The organism is Nannocystis sp. RBIL2 (genome assembly GCF_026626745.1).
Taxonomy (GTDB): Bacteria; Myxococcota_A; Polyangia; order Nannocystales; family Nannocystaceae; genus Nannocystis.
In genome coordinates this window covers 5,673,313-5,692,007 of sequence record NZ_JAPNJW010000001.1, presented here as the reverse complement: position 1 = coordinate 5,692,007, position 18,695 = coordinate 5,673,313, and the positions used below count along the sequence as shown (strand labels likewise).

18 protein-coding genes are annotated in these 18,695 nt (G+C 70.8%); 8 read left to right on the top strand and 10 right to left on the bottom strand.

Going from position 1 to position 18,695, the window contains the following annotated elements; translation table 11 throughout:
• The first annotated feature begins 125 nt into the window (after positions 1-125).
• Positions 126-857 carry a hypothetical protein gene (locus OV090_RS22680; protein WP_267706198.1) on the top strand — a complete coding sequence of 244 codons (732 nt, stop codon included), beginning with the start codon at positions 126-128 and terminating at the stop codon, positions 855-857.
• 124 nt (positions 858-981) lie between these two features.
• Here the strand turns inward: OV090_RS22680 and OV090_RS22675 are convergent, their stop codons facing one another.
• Positions 982-1,410 (bottom strand): hypothetical protein, encoded by a 429-nt coding sequence (locus OV090_RS22675; protein WP_267706196.1) that lies wholly within the window; start codon positions 1,408-1,410, stop codon positions 982-984.
• Between the two features lie 401 nt (positions 1,411-1,811).
• On the opposite strand from OV090_RS22675, the gene OV090_RS22670 reads away from it, so the two are divergent.
• Positions 1,812-4,133: an Rv1355c family protein gene (locus OV090_RS22670; RefSeq protein ID WP_267706194.1), complete on the top strand. Its 2,322-nt coding sequence runs from the start codon at positions 1,812-1,814 to the stop codon at positions 4,131-4,133.
• Between the two features lie 57 nt (positions 4,134-4,190).
• Here the strand turns inward: OV090_RS22670 and OV090_RS22665 are convergent, their stop codons facing one another.
• The 5 genes from OV090_RS22665 to OV090_RS22645 all read right to left on the bottom strand — a co-directional run bounded on the left by OV090_RS22665 (position 4,191) and on the right by OV090_RS22645 (position 7,294).
• Positions 4,191-4,931, bottom strand: coding sequence for a hypothetical protein (locus OV090_RS22665; protein ID WP_267706192.1), 741 nt, complete (start codon positions 4,929-4,931; stop codon positions 4,191-4,193).
• Positions 4,918-5,463, bottom strand: coding sequence for a hypothetical protein (locus tag OV090_RS22660; protein WP_267706190.1), 546 nt, complete (start codon positions 5,461-5,463; stop codon positions 4,918-4,920). The genes OV090_RS22665 and OV090_RS22660 overlap by 14 nt, the downstream gene beginning before the upstream one ends.
• Before the next feature lie 71 nt (positions 5,464-5,534).
• Positions 5,535-6,080: a hypothetical protein gene (locus tag OV090_RS22655; protein ID WP_267706188.1), complete on the bottom strand. Its 546-nt coding sequence runs from the start codon at positions 6,078-6,080 to the stop codon at positions 5,535-5,537.
• Positions 6,077-6,622 (bottom strand): hypothetical protein, encoded by a 546-nt coding sequence (locus tag OV090_RS22650; RefSeq protein WP_267706186.1) that lies wholly within the window; start codon positions 6,620-6,622, stop codon positions 6,077-6,079. The genes OV090_RS22655 and OV090_RS22650 overlap by 4 nt, the downstream gene beginning before the upstream one ends.
• A 72-nt stretch (positions 6,623-6,694) precedes the next feature.
• Positions 6,695-7,294 (bottom strand): RNA polymerase sigma factor, encoded by a 600-nt coding sequence (locus tag OV090_RS22645; protein ID WP_267706184.1) that lies wholly within the window; start codon positions 7,292-7,294, stop codon positions 6,695-6,697.
• 62 nt (positions 7,295-7,356) lie between these two features.
• Here OV090_RS22645 and OV090_RS22640 point away from each other — a divergent pair, with 62 nt between their 5' ends.
• Both OV090_RS22640 and OV090_RS22635 read left to right on the top strand, forming a co-directional pair.
• Positions 7,357-8,163: a pseudouridine synthase gene (locus tag OV090_RS22640; RefSeq protein WP_267706182.1), complete on the top strand. Its 807-nt coding sequence runs from the start codon at positions 7,357-7,359 to the stop codon at positions 8,161-8,163.
• A 1-nt stretch (position 8,164) separates the two neighbouring features.
• Positions 8,165-8,884 (top strand): 4Fe-4S single cluster domain-containing protein, encoded by a 720-nt coding sequence (locus tag OV090_RS22635; protein WP_267706181.1) that lies wholly within the window; start codon positions 8,165-8,167, stop codon positions 8,882-8,884.
• 15 nt (positions 8,885-8,899) lie between these two features.
• Here OV090_RS22635 and OV090_RS22630 read toward each other — a convergent pair whose 3' ends face one another.
• Genes OV090_RS22630 through OV090_RS22620 form a run of 3 tightly spaced genes read right to left on the bottom strand, consistent with a single transcriptional unit; the run spans position 8,900 to position 12,236 of the window.
• Positions 8,900-9,667: a hypothetical protein gene (locus OV090_RS22630; protein ID WP_267706180.1), complete on the bottom strand. Its 768-nt coding sequence runs from the start codon at positions 9,665-9,667 to the stop codon at positions 8,900-8,902.
• On the bottom strand, positions 9,664-10,626 hold the full coding sequence (locus OV090_RS22625) for a hypothetical protein (RefSeq protein ID WP_267706178.1): 963 nt from the start codon (positions 10,624-10,626) through the stop codon (positions 9,664-9,666). Before OV090_RS22625 ends, OV090_RS22630 begins: the two co-directional genes overlap by 4 nt.
• 14 nt (positions 10,627-10,640) lie before the next feature.
• Complete coding sequence (locus tag OV090_RS22620) at positions 10,641-12,236, bottom strand: aldehyde dehydrogenase family protein (RefSeq protein ID WP_267706176.1); 1,596 nt, start codon at positions 12,234-12,236, stop codon at positions 10,641-10,643.
• 156 nt (positions 12,237-12,392) lie between these two features.
• On the opposite strand from OV090_RS22620, the gene OV090_RS22615 reads away from it, so the two are divergent.
• Positions 12,393-13,472, top strand: coding sequence for an MYXO-CTERM sorting domain-containing protein (locus OV090_RS22615; RefSeq protein WP_267706174.1), 1,080 nt, complete (start codon positions 12,393-12,395; stop codon positions 13,470-13,472).
• 117 nt (positions 13,473-13,589) lie between these two features.
• A complete protein-coding gene (locus tag OV090_RS22610; protein WP_267706172.1) occupies positions 13,590-14,984 on the top strand; it encodes a hypothetical protein in 1,395 nt (464 codons plus the stop codon).
• Positions 14,985-15,071: 87 nt separating this feature from the next.
• On the opposite strand, the gene OV090_RS22605 is transcribed toward OV090_RS22610, so the two are convergent.
• The gene (locus tag OV090_RS22605) at positions 15,072-15,734 is read right to left on the bottom strand and encodes a DUF4920 domain-containing protein (protein ID WP_267706170.1); all 663 of its coding nucleotides are present in this window, start codon (positions 15,732-15,734) and stop codon (positions 15,072-15,074) included.
• Between the two features lie 93 nt (positions 15,735-15,827).
• On the opposite strand from OV090_RS22605, the gene OV090_RS22600 reads away from it, so the two are divergent.
• Positions 15,828-17,543 carry an alkaline phosphatase family protein gene (locus OV090_RS22600; RefSeq protein ID WP_267706169.1) on the top strand — a complete coding sequence of 572 codons (1,716 nt, stop codon included), beginning with the start codon at positions 15,828-15,830 and terminating at the stop codon, positions 17,541-17,543.
• A 10-nt stretch (positions 17,544-17,553) separates the two neighbouring features.
• Complete coding sequence (locus tag OV090_RS22595; RefSeq protein WP_267706167.1) at positions 17,554-18,693, top strand: gluconolactonase; 1,140 nt, start codon at positions 17,554-17,556, stop codon at positions 18,691-18,693.
• Positions 18,694-18,695: the final 2 nt, after the last annotated feature.

The window sequence follows — 18,695 nt, the reverse complement described above, 5'->3', positions numbered from 1 at the left end:
CGTCTTGACACTGCCAGGTGATTCCCGTACTCTCGACCGAACATGCGGTGGCGGGAGGCAAACAGGGTTTTGCGTGCCAGTGAGGGTTGCCGCGCCCTTTCCACACATGGACGGTGGTTCCACACATGCTCTCGCTCTCCCTCGTGAACCCGCATCTTGAGCCGTCCGTGGTGGACGAGTTCTCGCAGGCCCAGCGGGCCTGCTATGAGGAGTTCTCGGCGGAAGCGGCGGTCAGCGAGGTCGCGCAAGAAGACCTGATGAGCGGCCGTGTGGTGTATTTCGTGGCCCGCGACGAGACGGGCGCGATGGTCGGGGGCCTGCGGCTGCACCTCAGCTTTCCAGGCACCAAGTTGCCGGTCGAGCACACGCTCTCGCAACTGTCACAGCTCGCACGATTGTTGGAGAGCCGGCGACAGCACGGTGTCGCCGAGGTGTGTGGCCTGTGGGCCTATTCGCGGTATCGCGGCACCAAGCTGAGCAATGCGCTGGTGCGCACGGCCGTGGCCGCTGCGCCGCTGTGTGAGACCAACCTGCTGATCGCCCTGTCGCACCACTATGTGGTGAACCACTGGGCCCCGATCGGATTCACCGCGGAGCCGCGCCTCGGCGTGCATTCGTACCCCGACGCCCGCTACTTCTCGAAGGTCATCCTGCTCGACCCTGTGCGCCTCGCCACCGCCGAGCCCGAGCACAAGTGGCGGATCTTGGGCCTCCGCCAGGCGCTGCGCATGCACTGCCCGATCTTCTGGTCGCCCGAGACCGAGGAGCACGTGCCCGTGCAGCCCAGCGAGCACGTCCCGGTCTCCTCGTCGTCCGAGCACATCGCCGGCATCGCGCAGGCCGAGCACCCGGCGTGACGCGGGCAGCGCGTCGCGTGACGCGGATCATCGTCGCGACGCCCGGACGTCGCGTTCGCGCTGCGTCGCGATCGACGACGCGCAGGACGGCTGCGGGCTCGTCTGTCGGGGACTCGCGGGGCCGCTAGGTCATCGCGCTCGAGATGCCGACCTTGTCGCGCAGCCGCTTGATCTCGGCCATCAGGCGCTCGTGGTGGTCCTTCGGGATCTCGAGGTACTCGATGGCCGCGGGGATCTGGACGGTCGTGAACGCCTTGACGTTGGGATTGAACCAGCTGAGGGCGGTGACGATGCCGCGGACGAGGCGATTGAGCGTCACGACCGAGACCTTGCCCTTGAAGCCGTTGGCCTCGAGCAGGTCGTTCATCGCCCCGCGCTGGGTCGCGTTGGGCCCCCCGCCCTCCGAGATCACGAGCGAACTGGTGTATTTGCCCATCTGCTTGCGCCCGAAGTCGACGTAGCCGCTCCACTCCTCTTCGGTGGGGTTGTCCTTCGTGTGCACGGCCACCAGCACCGAGTGGTAGAGCGAGTAGGCCATCGTGGGGGCGGACATGGGGCGCGCTTCTTCTGGGCGTGGCGACGGCGGTGCGGACCCCGCTGAGCCTGCGAGAGTATAGACCAAGAGTGTGGGGACCGGGCCGCCGCGGGCGCGCGATTTTGCTCCTCGGAGGGGCTGCGGGATTTGCGCATTGTCGCGCTCGCTGCGTCTGCGGAGCTGTTTTTTGAAACATGTCCTTTGCGACATGCCGCAAAGAGCATGTCACGAGGACCCGGCGGATCGGCCGTGCGGAGCGTTACCGCCCGCAAGCCGGCTGCGGCTCCAGGTTCCGCGCCCGCGGCGCCGGACGAGCGCGATCGAGCGCGCCGGCTGCGGTGGATCGACGCGACGAGCCCAGCCTATCATGGCGGGGAGAACGGGCCGCGCAGGCGCGACGGGCAGCGGCGGGAGAGCACGTGGAAACAGGGGACCGACTGGGCAAGAGGCTGCTGGAGGCGCGTTACGAGTCCGAGGCGTGGCGACCTCAGCTCTTTCGCCTGGCTGTCGCCGAGGACCGACGTGCGCTGTCGAAGCTGCTCGACGAGGTGCCTGGCCTCCAGGTCTACGACGCGATCGAGGAGCAGCTGATCGACCTGATCCGCACTCGCAACCCGAGCGAGAGGATCAGCGACCTCGCGGCGCGCGAGCGGGTGCAGGTGTACCTCGGCGAGACGCCGCCGGACGAGTACGGCGTGTGGGTCTACTACCCGTGGGCCGCGCGTCTGGTGCACTTGCTCGACGAGGCCGAGTTCGTCGAGCTGCGGACCAATCGCAACAAGTACAAGCTGACGCCCGAGGAGCAGGCCCGGCTGGCGAAGAAGCGGGTCGGCGTGATCGGCCTGTCGGTCGGTCAAACGGTGGCGACGACGATGGCGCTCGAGCGCAGCGTTGGTGAGATCCGCCTGGCCGACTTCGACCGCCTCGACCTGTCCAACCTCAACCGGATCCGCAGCTCCGTCCACAACCTCGGCGTCTCCAAGGTCCTGATCACCGCCCGCGACATCGCCGAGATCGACCCCTTCCTCAAGGTCGTGCTCTACCCGGTCGGCGTCCACGACGACAACCTCACCGCGTTCCTCCTGCGCGGCGGCAAGCTCGACGTGCTGATCGACGAGTGCGACAGCATCGACATCAAGCTCAAGCTGCGGTTCACCGCCAGGCTGCACAAGATCCCGGTGTTGATGGAGACCAGCGACCGCTCGCTCATCGACGTCGAGCGCTTCGACCTCGAGCCGACGCGTCCGATCTTCCACGGCCTCGTCGGCAACATCGAGCCCGAGCGGATCGCCAACCTCTCGACCGAGGAGAAGATCCCCTACGTGCTCAAGATCATCGGCGAGGGTACCATGTCGAGCCGCATGGTCACGTCGATGATCGAGATCGAGTCGACCATCAAGACCTGGCCGCAGCTCGGCTCGTGCGTCGTCTACGGCGGCGGTGCGGCCGCCGACATCGTCCGGCGCATGAACCTCGGGCAGATGAACTACTCGGGCCGCTTCATCGCCGACATCGAGAACATCGTGCCCAACGATCCGGGCGGCGGCGACGGTCGGCTCGACCTCCCGCACGTGCCCGAGTGGACCGCCGAGGGCATGGAGCGCGCCGCCGATCGCTGGTCGCACGGGCGCCCGGCCGCGCACGCGTGGCCGCCCGAGCTGGCGCGCGAGCTGGTCGAGATCGCGGCGCGGGCTCCCTCCGGCGGCAACACCCAGCCGTGGCGCTGGCTGCTGCGCGGCGGTCGGCTGTTCCTGTTCCACGAGCGCGCCCGCTCCGAGACCCTCGCCGACTTCCGCACCCTCGGCGGCGTCGCAGCTCTCGGTGCTGCGGCGGAGAGCTTGCGCCTGGCCGCGCACGCCCGCGGGCTCGAGCTGTCGCAGGTCGCGTTCCCCAGCGCCGACGAGCCCGACCTCGCGGCGGTGTTCGAACGCCTCCCCGGTCCCGGCCCCGACGCCGCGCCGCACTGGCGCGACGAGCTCGCCGGCGCGCTCGGTATGCGCCACACCAACCGCAAGAACTCGGCCCGCGCGCCGTTCGACCCGGCCCACCACGCCGCGCTGGTCACGGCCGTCGGCTCGGTCGCCGGCGCGCAGCTGCTGTTCGTCAGCGGCGACGCCGAGCTGGCCGAGATCGCCGATCTGGTCGGCATCGGCGACCAGCAGCGCATCATCGACGATCGGCTCAACCGCGAGATGTTCCGCGAGGTCCGCTGGACCCCCGAGGAGGCCGAGGCGACCCGCGACGGCATCTACATCGAGTCGCTCGAGCTCAGCGCGGCCGACCTCGCCGGTCTGTCGATGTGCCGCCGACGCGACGCCCTGGCCCTGCTGCGCGCCCTCGGCGGCGGCAAGGGCCTGCGCAAGTCGGCCGCCAAGGCGATCGCCTCGGCCTCGGCAGTCGGCCTCTTGACCATGCCGCGCGTCAGCGCCGATGACTTCTTCCGCGGCGGCCAGGCGCTCCAGCGCATGTGGCTGGTGGCGCACACCCTGGGGCTGGCGATCTATCCGATGACGACGCTCGCCTACATGTTCCTGCGCGCCCGCCACGGCGGCGAGGGCCTCAGCGAGGCCGCAGTCGCCGCGCTCGTCGAGGCCCGCCCGCGCTTCACCCGGCTGTTCCCGGTGAAGCCCGAGCAGGCCGAGGTGCTGCTGTTCCGGGTGTCGCAGGCCGACGCGCCCACGCAAGCGTCGCTGCGCCGCCCGGTCCCGGAGATCTTGCACATCAGCGGCGCGGGGTCGTGACAATGTCCTTCGGGACATGTCACAACAAATAGGATCGCGGAGTCTCGTGATTCGCGATCACGGCGAGCAGCGCTGGCAGGCCTCGGCGGCCAGGCGGCAGTCGTCGTCCGCGCGCCGGCACAGGTCGCCGTAGCGCGGGTCGCCGGGGTGCCGGGTCGCGAGGTCGCAGATCTTGCCCTCGAGCTCGCAGGTCGCGGCGGACAGGTCGCAGATGCTCTGGCAGCGGTTGCTCGGCGCCTCGTCGTCGGCGGCGGTGTAGCCCTGCGTGTTCGTCGCGGACTTGGCGTCGGGTTTGTACTCGACCTTCTTCTCGCGCGTGGCCGAGGTGCTCGAGGTCGTCGCGCCCTTCGACTTCACGGGCGCGGGCGCGGGCGCGGCCCCCTGGGCGACCGTCGGCGCGTCGGCGGCCCGTCCGGCGCCGGCGTCCTTGCGCGGTCGCTTGGCCTTCGCCGCGTTGACCTGGAACTCGTCCACGGCCTCCTCGGCGGGCACCGGCGCGGGCGGAGGCGGCGGCGCGAACGCACCCTCACCCCTGGCTTCGGCCACGGTCGCCGAATCGCGCACGGCCAGCAACACCCCGGCGGCGCGCAGGCGCGACTCCTTGTCGGCGAGCAGGCGCTCGTACTCGGCGAGCCCGAGCTCGTCGTCGTTGTTGGCGCGCTCGGCCTCTTCGCGCTCCGGGGCCACCGGCGCCGGAGCGTCGAGCGGCGCGGGGGTGGCGAAGCGCTCGGCGTCCTGCGAGGCACAGGCGGCGGCCAGCACCATCAGTGAAGCGCCGGCGAGATCACGAGCACGCATGGCAGGCCTCCGTGGCGAACTCGCAGTCGGTGGTGGCGCGCTCGCACGCCTGCTGGTAGCGCGGCTCGCCCGTGTGACGCGGCGCGAGGTCGCAGATGTGATCGCGCAGCTGGCAGATCGAGGTGGTGATGTCGCAGACCGACTCGCAGCGCGCGGGCGAAGGCTCGGCGGGGGCTGCGGAGGGCGTCGGCGACGCGCTCGGGGGCACAGGTCCCGCTGCCGAGGGCGTCTGCCGCTCGGCCGACTTCGCCGCTTTGTCGCCCGCCCGCGAGTCCGCGTCCGCCTGTGCGTTGCGGTCCTCGGCCTCGGTCTTGGCCAGCGCCTCGCCGCCGCCGCCGGCCGCGGGCGGGGTCGCTCCGAGCGCGCGCAGCTGGTCCTCGCGCGCGGCCAGCTGGGCCTCGAGCGCGTCGATGTCCTCCGGCCCGGCCATGGCGTCCGCCGTCGTCTCCGGCGGGGCCGTCTCGGCCGCCCGCTTGGCGCACCCGGTCAAGGCCAGCCCGGCGAGCGCGAGCGAGAGTGTTCGCAGGGACATGTTCATTGCGACAGGGCTGAAACGCAAGGTGCGAAGGAACAGGTCGGAACGGACAGGCCCGAACATCGCGTTCATGGCGCGGCTCCGGCGAGCGCCTGCTGGAGCAGCGCGCGGTTCATGTCGAGGGCCTCCTCGTAGGCGAGGAGGGCGTCGCCGTCGCGGCCCTGCTTCTCGGCGATCTCGCCGCGCAGGCCGACGAGGCGGGCGGTGAAGGCGTTGGTGGCGATCGCCTTGTAGTCGGCGCCGAGCCCCTCGCCGACCAGCTCGGCCAACGCGTCGGGGGTCTTGGGGTCGACGTCGGGGTGATCGAGGCGGAGGCGGACCAGGCGGCCGTAGACGTCGTGGCGCAGGACCGCCGCGGCGTCGCCGGCGACCGCTGGCTCAGGCCAGGCGATGGTCCGCATCTGCTCCAGCGCCGCGATCGCGCCGGCGTAGTCGCGCTGCTTCAGCAGCACGTCGACGCGGCGGTGCTCGGCGTCGACGGTCTGGGCCAGGGTGACGAGGACCTCGGGCCGCGGCGCCGGCGCCAGCCGCCCGGCCTGCGCCAGGCCGGCCAGCATCACGCCGGCGCCGACGACGGCGCCGAGGAGCGTGGCGATCCACGTGTGGCGCGTCATGGCTTGTCTCCGAGTGACATGGCCAAAAGGTCATGTCGAAGGACGCCGCGATCGTCGTCGACGCGGTCGTCGAGGTCGCGGCGCGCGTCGTGCTCGAGCTGAGCGAACTGCTGCGCGAGCAACTTCGAGGTGGTGGGACCGGAGGCCGCGGCGGCGGGTGCGGCGGCGGACTCGGCGGTGGCGACCTGGGGCGGGGCCGCCGGCTCGGGCCCGCGGATCACCACCAGCACGACCGCGGCGGTGGCGACCGCGGGCACGGCGCCCCACAGCCAGCGACGGCGCCACCACGGCGTCGGCGTCAGCGCCGGGGCGAGTCCGCCCGACCACAACTTGTCGAGCTCGCCGGCCGTGAGCGCCTCGGGCGCCCGGGCGTGGCGGAGGAGGCGGACGATCGCCAGCTCGTCCTCGATCGAGCCGGCCTCGCCCTCGGCCTCCTGGCCGCGTCGCAGCTCGTCTTCCCACGCCGGGTCGAGGACGCCGCGCGCGGCGGCGCGGTCGATTTCGGGCTTGGGGGACGTGGCGGACGGATCAGACCCGGTCATGCGAGCCTCCTGAGGCGCGGTCTGGTGGCTGAACGTGGGCAGCCGGAAGAAGCTTACGCGAGGCCATGAAAGTCATAACTCGGCGCCTACGGGTAGGCCGCGTTTTTCGCACGCGGCCCGGAAGGCTTTGCACGCGCGGAAGAGGAGCACGTCGAGCGTGCCGATCTTCACATCCAGAGTCGCGGCGCACTCTTCGCGCGGACGATCTTCGAGCAGGCGCAAGCGGAGCACCAGGGCGTAGCGGGGGTTCAGCTCCGACAGCACGGCCTCGATGCGGACCCGCAGAGCGTCGCGCTGCAGCTCCTCCTCGGCCGGGTTCTTCGGCTCGGCCGCGCCGGCGTTGCCGAGGTGCTCCTCGAACGCGCCGCGCAGCCGCTGCCGCCGACCCGAGGCCCGCAGCAGGTCACGCGCCTTGTTCTTCGCCATCGTCTTCAGCCACGGGTAGACCCCCGACTCTTGCCACACGAAGTTGGGCAAGTGGCGATACGCCGAGAGGAAGGTCTCGCGCAGGCAGTCGTTGGCGTCGTCGCGGTCGCCGAGCATCGGCACCAGCACGTACGAGAACAGGGTCGGCGCGTAGGCGCGGTACAGCCGCTCGAAGGCGCGGCGGTCCCCGGCGGCGGCCTTGTCGACCACGCTGCGTTCGTCGGGGAGCGGCTCGGGGCGACCCACGCGCCGCGAGACTATCGCGCTTTTCGTCGGTGTGGCGAGCGCGGCGAGGTTAGGCTTCGGGGGTGCCGCGGCTCGACCTCCTCATCGCCCACAACCTCGGCCTGTCGCGCGGGCAGGTGACCCGGGCCGTCCGCGCCGGGCGCGTGCAGACGCCGGAGGGCGAGCCGCTGCGCGACCCGGGGCTGAAGATCGCGCCGAGCGCCCTGCCGCAGATGGTGATCTTCGCCCACGAGCCGCTGGTGCTGCGGGTCCGCTATCACCTGCTGCAGCACAAGCCGGTCGGCGTGGTCACGGCCCTGCGCGACGATCGCCACCGCACCGCCTACGAGCTGGTCCGCGGCGCGCCGCTCGGGCGCGATCTCCGGGCCGTCGGTCGCCTCGACCTCGACACCTCCGGCCTCTTGCTGTGGACCACCGAGGGCGCCCTGCTGCACCGACTGACCCACCCGCGCTACGCGGTGCGCCGCACCTACCAGGCGGCCCTGACCGGCCCGTGGCGCGCGCCGCCGCCCGAGCTCGAGCTCGACGACGGCCACCGCCCCGAGATCCTCGACCTCCGCCCGCTCGCCGCCGAAGAGGTCCACCCCGGCCTCCAGGTGCCCGAAGGGACAGGTGCGCTGGCGAGCATCACGATCGCCTCCGGCAAGTTCCACGAGGTCCGCCGGATCTTCGCCGCCCTCGGCGCCGAGGTCCTCGGCCTGTGCCGCGTCTCGTTCGGCCCGCTCGAGCTCCCGCGCGACCTCGCCGCCGGCGAGCACCGCGAGATCGATCTGCACGCCCTGTTCGCCGGCACCCTCCACCCGGCGCCGCTGGCCGCGGGCGAGGCGCCCGACGAGGCGCCGCCCGACCCGCTGCTCGAGGACGAGTGACATGTCCGAAGAGACACCCGGGGCGGCGAGCGAGAGCCCGACCGAGCCGATGATGGGCTCGCTGTCTGAAAAGACAGGTGATTCCTCCGCGACATCTTCGCCCTGCAGCCCCGAGATTCGCCGCGATCTCCAGCTCCGCGTCGGCGCCCGGGTCGCCTGCACCGAGGCCGAGGGCCCGGGCAGTCGGTTCGCGGTGTGGGTGCAGGGCTGCGACCTGCGCTGCCCCGGCTGCTGCAACCCCGAGTTCTTCGCCCGCGACGGCGGCGAGTCCCTGCCCGTGACGACGCTGGCGGACGAGCTGCGCGCGGCCAGGGACAGCCACGCGATCACCGGTCTCACCGTGCTGGGCGGCGAGCCGAGCGAGCAGGCCGAAGCAGTCGCCGCGCTCTGCAAGAGCGCCCGCGGCCTCGGCCTGAGCACCCTCGTATTCACCGGCCGCACCCTCGCCGAGCTGCAGGCCATGCCCGAGGCGCGCGTGCTGCTCGACGCCGCCGACACGCTCGTCGACGGCCGCTTCGACGCCCGCCGCCGCGAGCCGCCCGACGGCCGGCGGTGGATCGGCTCGACCAACCAGCAGATCGTTCACCTCACGCCGCGCCACGCCGACCCCGCGCTATGGCGCGGCCGCGATCACGTCGAGCTGCAGATCGACGCCGCCGGCCGCCTCACCGCCCACGGCGCCCCCGATCTGCTCAGACGTCTTTTAAAGTGTATGTCCTGAAGACGAGGGACGGCTTCACAGCGACATCGTCGCCGTGCCCCAGCCCCACAGCTTCTTGATCTTCGGGCAGCGTCGGCGGAGCTCGAGCATCGCCGCCTCGTTGCCGCCGTAGTTCGGAAAGATGTCGACCAGCGCGACGTCGGCCGCGAGCGTCGGCAGGACCGCGAACGCGTCGCCCACGATCACCGTCAGCCGCTTCTTCACGTGCGGGCGGATCTTGGGCAGATAGAAGTCGACCAGCTCCTGGCTGAGCTCGACCAGCACCACTTCTTTCACCTGCAGCCGGCGCGACACCTCGATGAGCTGATGGCCGAGGCCGAGGCCCGCGATCACCACCCGGCCCTTCGCCAGGCGCGTGCCCTCGCGCAGCGTCATCAGCTCCGCGGGCGTCAGCGACATCCACGGCGACTCGTTCCACACCCCCGGCTCGCCCTCGCGGCACTGGAAGATCGCCGGGATCGGCACGTCGCTATCAAAAATCACCGAGCCCGTCTGCGGGCCCCACCACGTCAGCAGCCGGCGACCGGCGCGGTGCAGGCGGATGCAGTAGCGGAACAACTTGTTCGGCGAGTCGGCGTGCTCGGCCGGGTTGAGCTCGGCCACCGGCGCGTCGCTCGGCGCCAGCTCGGGGAAGGCGATGAACGGCCGATACGAAGCGCCGACGAGGTTGAGCTCCGGCACCCACTTCATCGCCGAGTCCCACGGCACGCAGCTGCGCATGCGTCGCTGGTACTCCTCGAAGATCTCCAGCTTCTGCGCCGGCGTCAGCTCGATCTTGGTCATGCCGCGCCCAGTGTATCAGCGCGCAGCCAGCGATATGCCGCCGCCGCGACGGGCACATAGAGGAGCACGAGGAGCTCGCCGTACACCCGCGGCTCGTAGATGTTGGCGACCAGCATCAGGCCGGCGAACCAGGCCAGGGCGACGAGCGCGAGGCGCCGGTGGTCCGCGGAGATTTGTTTAAAGAACAGCACCCACGCCAGCGGCAGCAGCGCGAAGTACATCGGCAGCCACAACCAGTGGACCGGCTCTGCCAGCCACTCGAGGTTGTGCAGCCAGCGCGGCGTGTCCTTTCCGATGGCGAAGTGCAGGGCCTGGCCGGGGTTGTCGGGCAGCGCGAGCGCGACCGCCAGGCGCGCTGCGACGAACGCCGCGATCATCGCCAGCGCCGGACGGATCGTTCCCCGCATGTCCCGAAGCACATGTCCCGAAGACCCGACGTGCAACGCCAGCGCGGCCGCCGGGATCAACGCCGCGCTCTCGCGGTTGAGCGCCGCGACGAAGCACAGCGCCGTCGCGGCGGCGAACCGCCGGCTCGCCACCAGCGCCAGGCCGGCGGCGGTGAAGGCCATCGCCGGCGTGTCCCACGGGTAGAACACCGCCCACTTGTGCTTCAGCAGGAACGGGAACGCCAGCAGCGCGAAGAAACATGTCGCGAAGAACATGTCCCATCGCGCACCCACGAGCGGACGCAGCGCCGCGCGCAGCGCGAACCACAGCCCCAGCGCCGCCGCGGCCTCGAGCGCGCCCCACACCAGCGCCAGCGGCCAGTCGGTCGCGGCGCGCAGCGGCCAGGCGATCAGCGCCATCAGCGGGCGGTGGCCGAACGGCAGCGGCGCCGTGAACTCGGCGATCTGGGCCCACGTGGCGCCCTTGTACTCGCCGTTCATCTGCAGGCGGAGGGCGGCCCAGCCGGCGGCCAGCAGGACCAGCGCCCCGCCGCGACATGCCCTTGCGAGCATGTCCCCAGAGACAGCTACTTCCCGGCCGTCGCGCGCTTCCACAGCGCCTTGCCCATGTCGACGAGCCCGCGGGCGCGGCCGGCCAGGCTGGTGCTGTAGAGGATGTGGAGGATCGCCTTGCCCTGCTCGTAGGTGCCGGGGCGGACCGGGTACATCTCGACCGCGGCGTGGATCGGCAGGCGGTCGGTGATCACCGCCTTCACGTTGGACAGCCCGCGCAGGCCCTCGGGGCCGTTGAGGCGGCCGAAGCCGGAGCCGCGCACGCCGCCGAACGGCAGCTCGTGGGCCATGTAGTGCATGGCGAAGTCGTTGATCACCGTCGAGCCGGCGACGATCTGGCGGGCGATCCGCTCGGCGCGGGCGCGGTCGCGCGAGAACACCGACGACGACAGCCCGTACGCCGAGTCGTTGGCCAGGCGGATCGCCTCCTCCTCCGAGCGCACGCGCATGATCGCGATCACCGGGCCGAAGGTCTCCTCGCGCATGATCTTCATCTCGTGGTCGACGTCGACCAGCACCGTCGGCTCGAAGTACTGCCCGCCCGGGCCGCGCTTGCCGCCGGCGAGGACCCGCGCGCCGCGGTGGACCGCGTCGGCGACCAGGCGCTCGACGATGTCGACCTGGCCAGGCATCGTCATCGCGCCGACGTCGACCGTGCCGCCGCCGAGCGGCGGGCCCTGGCGCAGGCCGCTGACGATGCGGGCGACCGCGGCGACGAACTCGTCGTAGACCGCGTCGAACACGTAGATCCGCTCGGCCGCCATGCACAGCTGGCCGGCCGACGTCAGCGTCCCGATCAGCGCGTTGTGCAGCGCCTGGTGGATGTCCGCGTCGTCGCACACGATCATCGGGTCCTTGCCGCCGAGCTCGAGGATCACCGGCGTCAGCGTCTCGGCCGCGGTCTGCAGCACGCGCTTGCCGTTGGCCATCGACCCGGTGAAGATCACCTTGTCGACGCCCGCGCCGACCAGCGCCGCGCCGGTCTCGGCGTAGCCGGTGATCAACTGCACGAGGTCGGTCGAGTGGCCCTCGGCCCGCAGCGCCTCGTCGAAGATCTGCTGGATCCGCGGCGCCGACCAGGACGTCCACTCCGACACCTTGATCATCGCCGCGTTGCCGGCCATCAGCGCCGGGATCGCCGGCGCGAGCACGTTCTGCAGCGGGAAGTTCCACGGGCAGATCGCCGCGATCACCCCCAGCGGGTGGTACTCGATGCGGGCGGCCTTGTGCATGAGCACGCCGGACGAGGCCTTCTGCGGCTTCAGCGCCTGCTCGGCGTGGGCCAGGTTCCAGCGCAGCATCTCGCAGATCGGCCACATCTCGACGGTCGCGTTCTCGAGCGTCTTGCCGGAGTCGCGGCTGATGAGGCGGCACAGCTCGTCGGTGTGGTCGAGCAGGTGCTCGAGGATCCGGCGCACCACCCGGCGGCGCTGGGCGAAGCTCGTCTTCGCCCACGCGGTTTGCGCAATTCGGGCGCGCTCCAGGCGGGCCTGGACCTCGGCGCGGTCCATGGCCGGCACTTCGCCGAGCGACTCGCCGGTGGCCGGGTCGGAGCAGGGAATGGTCGAGCGCGCGGCAGCGAGGCTCTTCGGCGAGGCGGCGTGGTCCATGGCGCGGGGACCCTACCCCAAACCGCCGCCCGCCTGCGCGTGATCCGCCCCACTGTGGCCTCTCGTGGTCCGCCCCATGCGTGCCCGCCGGCCGGCGTGACACTTTGGCAGCCGGTCGCACTTGAGCGCGTCATCGTGTCCGATTAGCTTGTGGGTATGCGGGTCGCGTCCACGCTCCTCGTCCTCTCGGTGCTCGCCGCTTGTACCAGCGAGTTCACCTTCTCCGATTCGGTCAACAGTCGGCTCTACGAGTTCAAGCCGCGCGCCGAGTACGGCGACGAGCTGAGCACCCCGTACGTGCTCGGGGCGCAGTTCGAGGTGTTCGTCGAGGACAACGATCAGGAGACCGACTTCCTCGGCTGGAAGGTCGAGAGCATGGACCCCAAGGTCCTGCAGCTGCGCGCCGAGCCGTACAAGATGAGCCCGCACATCCTCGTCGTCGAGGTCGGGGCCATCGGCGAGGGCGTCACCGAGCTGCTGCTCAAGGACACCTCGGGCGCGATCCGTGGCAGCGCCGCAGTCGAGGTCAAGCGGCCCACCCGCGCCAAGTTGTTCGCCGCGCCGATCTACGCGCTCGACAACCCCGACTTCCGCGGCGAGACCCCGCACCCGCGGATCCTCATCGGCGGCACCGCGACCTTCGCCGTCGAGTACTTGCACGAAGACATCCGCCTGCAGGGCTCGACCGACATCCAGGTGGCCACCAGCGCGGCGATCGACGCCACCATCCGTCACTCCGAGCTGGTCGACAACCGCAACTGGTTGCAGGTGAGCGTCGGGGCCCAGGGCCGGCACAGCGCCGAGCTGTGGCTCGGCGACAGCCTCGTCGAGGAGGTCGACATCTACGGCGTGCCGAGCAGCATGATCGCCGGCGTCGAGCTCATCGACGGCGACGCCACCAATCCGGACGAGCTCGCCGGCGAGTGGCTCTTGGTCGGGCAGGCGGTCGCCGAGGACAAGCAGCCGATCTACGGCGTCGACTTCGAGTGGGCGCTGCCGGACCGCGGCTTCACCGAGCCGGGCGACGTGTTCATCTACGAGCACGACCCCGAGCAGGAGTTCCGCAAGATCACCGCGCGGGCCTACGGCGTCGAGTCGCAGATCTCTGTGCGCGTCGCGGCCGGTGAGCCGGCCTCGTCGAACGACACCTCGATGACCTGCAGCGTCACCGGCGGTCCGTCGCCCTGGGCGCTCGGTCTGTTGCTGCTCGGCCTGCGTCGTCGTCGTCGCGCCTGAGCGAGTTTTCGCGCTCGGCGAACCCCGGAGTCGCCCCTCCGCACCGAGAGGGGATCTCCGCTTCCGCTGACGAGAATTCCCCCTCGCTGTGCTAGCGTGCAGCTTCGGGGAGTTCTCATGAGAAACGAGCTTAAGTCCTTAATCGCCGCCTCGGTGGTGTTCGCCTGCGGGGACAACGGCGGGCGTGACGACGGCGGGGCGTCGGCCACGTTGACGCCGCCGACCTCGAGCCCGATGACGGTCAGCACGACCGAGCCGGGCACCGCGTCGGAGAGCGCCGGGCCGACCAGTGAGACGCCCACGATGGGGACCGGTAGCGACAGCAACGCTACCACCCAGAGTCCCACCGACCCGACCGAGGGTGTCACCGGGACCTCGGTGACCGCGAGCGGCGGGCTCAAGTTCGACCTCGGCATCACGCCTGACGGCGGCATGGCCTGCAGCGGCGGCGGCGGCGGCGAACCCGACTTCTCGTACATCTGGATCGCCAACAGCGGCCAGGGGACGATGAGCAAGATCAACACGGTGAACCTGGTCGAGGAGGGGCGCTACATCGTGCGCCCCGACTCGGCGGGCAACCCGTCGCGCACCTCGGTCAACCTCTCGGGCGACGTGGTGATCGCCAACCGCAGCGGCGGTCTGACGAAGGTGTACGCGCAGCCCGAGCGCTGCGCCGACACCAACGGGACGCCGGGGATCCAGACGGCCGTCGACGGCAACTTCCTGCCGTGGGGCGCCGACGAGTGCGTCGCCTGGTACACGCCGATGAGCTACATCAGCCAGCGGCCTGTCGCGTGGACGCAGGGCAATTTCAACAAGGCGACGTGTCAGTGGGAGAACCAGAAGATCTGGACCTCCGGCAACAACGACGACTTCGTCAACGCCGACAACCAGCTCGACGTCTTGCTCGTCAACGGTGACACCGGCGCGATCGAGGCGACCGTCAACGTGGTCGGCGTGAACCCCGACTACTACGGCATCTACGGCGCGGCGGTCGACGGCAACGGCAACTTCTGGGGCTCGCAGCTCGGCGTCGGCCAGCTGGTGTTCATCGACCGGCTCAGCCTGCAAGTCAAGATGTGGCCGATGGCGATGTCGGGCTACGGCATGACCGTCGACTCGAAGGGCTACGTGTGGACCTGCAGCGGCAGCGGCGCGGCGCGCTTCGACCCGATGACCGAGACGTGGCAGACCGTCGTGGTCTCCGGCGGCGGCGGCTGCATGGAGGACGGCGCCGGCACCCTCTACATGTCGGGCAACCCCAACCTCATCATCGCAGTCGACACCGAGACGATGGTCCAGAAGGACGTGCTGAACGTCCCCAGCTACGTGCACGGCATCAGCATCGACTTCTACGGCTACGTCTGGGGCGTGACGCTGTCGGAGCCCTACGCCTACCGCGTGCACCCGGTCATGAAGACGGTCGACACCTTCACCGGTTTGACCGCGCCCTACACGTACAGCGACATGACCGGCTTCGCCCTCAGCAACGCCGGCTCGCCGTCGGGCTAGCCGATACGACGAAGGGCCATGTCCTCGCGGACATGGCCCTTCGGGCATGAGCGTAGCGACCTGTCCTGCAGGACAGGCCAGACTGGCTCAGCTGTTCTGGATCTTCACGCCCGAGGCGGTGAGCACGTACTCGGTGCGCTCGCCCGAGGCGGTGGCCGGGTCCTTGCCGGCGTCCTTCTCGAGGTGCTTGACCTGGGCCTCGGTGAAGGTGCGGGCCTCGATGGTGCCCTCGACGACCACGGGCTTGCCCTTGGTGTCCATCGGCACGGTGAAGCCGTGGTCCTTCATGAGGATCCGGGCCTCTTGATCGCCGTCCTTCACGACCATCCAGCAGCCCTTCTTCTGGCACACGCTGTCGACGGTGCCGCTGACCTGGACGGCGTCCTTGGGCAGGGCGTCCTTGCCGGCGGCGAGGATCGGGCCGAGCGGCTTGGCACCCTTGAGGGCGAAGGCCGCGCCGAAGTGGCCGGGCTCGCCGGAGTTCGGGGTGCCCTCGGCGCCGCCGTGCGGGCAGTCGGCCTCGTCGCCTTCCTTCTTGTGGGCGTCGGCGTAGATGCAGCCCTCTTCGGCCTCGTGCTTTTCGGCGACGGCGACCTTCTCTTCGGGCTTCGCGGCTTCGGCAGCCTTCGCGGGTTCGGCGACCTTCGCCGGCTCGGCAGCGGGCTGGGCGGCGGGGGCAGCGGCGGGGCCCTGGCAGGCGACGACGGTGCATCCGAGGAGCGAGGCGAGGATCGCGTGGCGGACGTGCATGGCGCGGAGTGTGAAAGGGCGACCTGGGGCTGTCAATCAGTGCCTGCCTCACACCTGGACCCTGGCCGCGAAGGGGCGTAGATCTGCCGCCGCATGCTCGCAGCGAAGCACACTGCGTTCTCGTGGACCCTCGGCCTCGGCCTGGCCGCGGCTTGCACGCGCGAGTCCGGCGGTCAGTCGACGGTCTACACGCCCGAGGTCCCCGAAGCTGCTGCGCGGCCGCGCCTGGTGGTCCTCCTGGTCGTCGACCAGATGCGCGCCGACTACCTGTCGCGCTACGCCGACCTCTATACCGGCGGCCTTCACCGCTTGCGCCAGCAGGGCGCCCTGTTCGAGGAGGCGCACATCCAGCACGCGCTGACGTTCACCGCCCCCGGTCACGCCAGCGCGTCGACCGCGACCCACCCGAGTCACCACGGCATCATCGAGAACGAGTGGTACGACCGCTCCATCCGCAAGAAGGCCTACGCCGCCGACGACAAGGACGCCCGCATCGTCGTGTCGGGCCAGCGCGCCGGCTCGCCCGACGGCCGCTCGCCCGAGCAGCTGATGCGCCCGGCGATCGGTGACTGGCTCAAAGAACAGGTCCCGAAGGCCAGGGTGTTCGCGGTCGCCTTCAAGGACCGCGCGAGCGTGATGATGGGCGGGCAGCACCCCGACCGCGCCTACTGGTTCGACGCCGCTGCCGCCGGCTACGTGTCGTCGAGCTGGTACGGCGAGTCGCTGCCGGCGTGGGTCGCCGACTTCAACGGCGAGACCAACGTGTTCCGCCGCTTCGCCGAGGGCTGGCAGCGGCTGCGCGACGCGGGGACCTACGCGCGCTCGGGCGCCGACAAGGTCGAGTTCGAGGCCGACGGCGTCCACAGCGAGCTGCCGCACGCGTTCGACGACGGCTCCCCGCAAGCGCGCGACACCTTCCTCAAGGAGCTGCAGTGGACCCCGTTCGGCGACGAGCTGACGCTCGCGTTCGCCCAGCGCATGTTGAAGGAGGAGCAGCTCGGCGTCGACGCCGACCCCGACATCCTGCTGGTCAGCTGCTCGAGCGCCGACTACGTCGGCCACCGCTACGGGCCGATGAGCCACGAGGCCCAGGACTACTACATGCGCCTCGACGGCTACCTCGACGTGTTCCTGCGCGAGCTCGACACCCAGGTCGGCGCCGGCAACTACGTCCTCGCCCTCACCGCCGACCACGGCGCGATCCCGATCCCCGAGCTCCTCAAACAGACGGGCCAGCAGAAGGACGCGCGTCGCGTGGTCATGGCCGACTACAAGGCGCAGGTCACCCAGAAGGTCGGGCTCGCCACCAAGGCGCTGAACCTGCCGCCGGAGATCTTGCTCGACATCGGCGAGACGGGAGTATGGCTCGACGTCGCCGCGGCGGAGGCCAAGGGCGTGGGGCCCGAGCAGCTGCGCGCGGCCGTCGGCAAGGAGCTGGCGAAGCTCGACTTCGTGGCCGAAGTGTTCACCGCCGACGTGCTGTCGGGCACCACCCCCGACACCGGCGCGTCCGAGTTCCTCGAACGCTACCGCCGCAGCTTCTTCCCCACGCGCAGCCCCGACGTGACCCTGCGCTTCAAGGAGTGGACGCTGGCCGCGAGCTACCCGAGTGGCACCAGCCACGGCTCGCCATACCGCTACGACACGCACGTGCCGGTGCTGTTCTTCGGCGCGAAGGTGGTGGCGAAGACGCTCGCCGAGCCGGTCGGGACCGTCGACGTCGCGCCGACGCTGGCCGAATTCCTCGGCATCCAACCGCCGGCGCAGGTCGACGGACGCAGCCTGGCGAGCCTGGTCACGACGCGATAGCGTGCGGCCCATGGCCTCGCGCGCACCTACTCTTGCGATCTTCCTGACCCTCGCTCCGCTCTCTGCCGCTTGCGGAGACTCCGGCGGCCAGACCACCGCCGACACGACGTCGACGAGCGACGCATCCACGACGGACGCGACCACGACGACGAGCGACACGACGTCGACTGCCGAACCGACCACCGGCACCTCGGAGCAGTCGACGACCACCGGCGAGCCGCCGACGACGTCGCTCCCCGGCACCGAGGCGACCACGTCGACGACGACCGCCGACCCGGTGACGTCGACGACCACCGACGGGACCACCGGCGACGACCTCGACTGCGTGACGATCGAGCCCGGGCCGTTCACGCCCGAGCTGATCGCCGGCGGCTTCGACGGCAGCGAGGACCTCGGCTTCGACGGCAAGGGCGGACTGGCGCTCAAGCGCGGCGACACCGTCGTGATCGTCACCGGCGAGATGCTGGAGACGGACCTCGCGGGCGGCTTCCCGCAGGTCTACGGCACCCGCTTCGCGACCACCGGCGACTTGCTGGTCGCGCTGCCGCAGTCGGGCGATCTGCAGGCGATCGCGGGCGACGGCACCGTCAGCGATCTCGCAGGCGGACTCGTCAGCCCCAACGGCCTGTACGTCGATCCCGCGGGCCGCGTGTGGCTCACCGAGTTCGGCGGCAGCCGGGTCGTTCGCTTCGACGCGCAGTTCACCAAGACCACGGTGTACGAGGGTCCGATGGCCTCGTCCGCCAACGGGGTGGTGCTCGACGAGGCGCGCAACTTGCTGTTCTTCACCAACTACGGCGCCGGGCGGGTGCTCAAGCTCGCGGTCGACGACCTCGGCGAGGCGGTCGGCGAGCCGAGCGAGGTCCTCACTGTCCCGGGCTCTCGCCTTGACGGTCTGGTGCTCGACCAGTGCGGCAACATCTACGCGGTCGACCAGGGCGGCAGCCGGCTGTTCCGTGGGATCCTCGACGGCGAGGCCGAGCTCGTCGGTCAGCCCGAGCTGCTGGCCGAGTTCGACAGCAACGTCGCCAACGCCCAGTTCGGCTGGGGCGTCGGCTGGGACCCCGAGAGCCTGTACCTCTCGGGCAACCCCGGCGACCTCTACCGCCTGCCGGTCGGGATCGCCGGCGCCCCGATCGGCCTGCCCTGAAG

Excerpts from the sequence above, each read along its gene's own strand:
- OV090_RS22680 (WP_267706198.1), top strand. The coding sequence starts at position 126 with ATGCTCTCGCTCTCCCTCGTGAACCCGCATCTTGAGCCGTCCGTGGTG.
- OV090_RS22675 (WP_267706196.1), bottom strand. The coding sequence starts at position 1,410 with ATGTCCGCCCCCACGATGGCCTACTCGCTCTACCACTCGGTGCTGGTG.
- OV090_RS22665 (WP_267706192.1), bottom strand. The coding sequence starts at position 4,931 with ATGCGTGCTCGTGATCTCGCCGGCGCTTCACTGATGGTGCTGGCCGCC.
- OV090_RS22660 (WP_267706190.1), bottom strand. The coding sequence starts at position 5,463 with ATGTCCCTGCGAACACTCTCGCTCGCGCTCGCCGGGCTGGCCTTGACC.
- OV090_RS22655 (WP_267706188.1), bottom strand. The coding sequence starts at position 6,080 with ATGACGCGCCACACGTGGATCGCCACGCTCCTCGGCGCCGTCGTCGGC.
- OV090_RS22650 (WP_267706186.1), bottom strand. The coding sequence starts at position 6,622 with ATGACCGGGTCTGATCCGTCCGCCACGTCCCCCAAGCCCGAAATCGAC.
- OV090_RS22635 (WP_267706181.1), top strand. The coding sequence starts at position 8,165 with ATGTCCGAAGAGACACCCGGGGCGGCGAGCGAGAGCCCGACCGAGCCG.
- OV090_RS22630 (WP_267706180.1), bottom strand. The coding sequence starts at position 9,667 with ATGACCAAGATCGAGCTGACGCCGGCGCAGAAGCTGGAGATCTTCGAG.
- OV090_RS22625 (WP_267706178.1), bottom strand. The coding sequence starts at position 10,626 with ATGCTCGCAAGGGCATGTCGCGGCGGGGCGCTGGTCCTGCTGGCCGCC.
- OV090_RS22620 (WP_267706176.1), bottom strand. The coding sequence starts at position 12,236 with ATGGACCACGCCGCCTCGCCGAAGAGCCTCGCTGCCGCGCGCTCGACC.
- OV090_RS22615 (WP_267706174.1), top strand. The coding sequence starts at position 12,393 with ATGCGGGTCGCGTCCACGCTCCTCGTCCTCTCGGTGCTCGCCGCTTGT.
- OV090_RS22610 (WP_267706172.1), top strand. The coding sequence starts at position 13,590 with ATGAGAAACGAGCTTAAGTCCTTAATCGCCGCCTCGGTGGTGTTCGCC.
- OV090_RS22605 (WP_267706170.1), bottom strand. The coding sequence starts at position 15,734 with ATGCACGTCCGCCACGCGATCCTCGCCTCGCTCCTCGGATGCACCGTC.
- OV090_RS22600 (WP_267706169.1), top strand. The coding sequence starts at position 15,828 with ATGCTCGCAGCGAAGCACACTGCGTTCTCGTGGACCCTCGGCCTCGGC.
- OV090_RS22595 (WP_267706167.1), top strand. The coding sequence starts at position 17,554 with ATGGCCTCGCGCGCACCTACTCTTGCGATCTTCCTGACCCTCGCTCCG.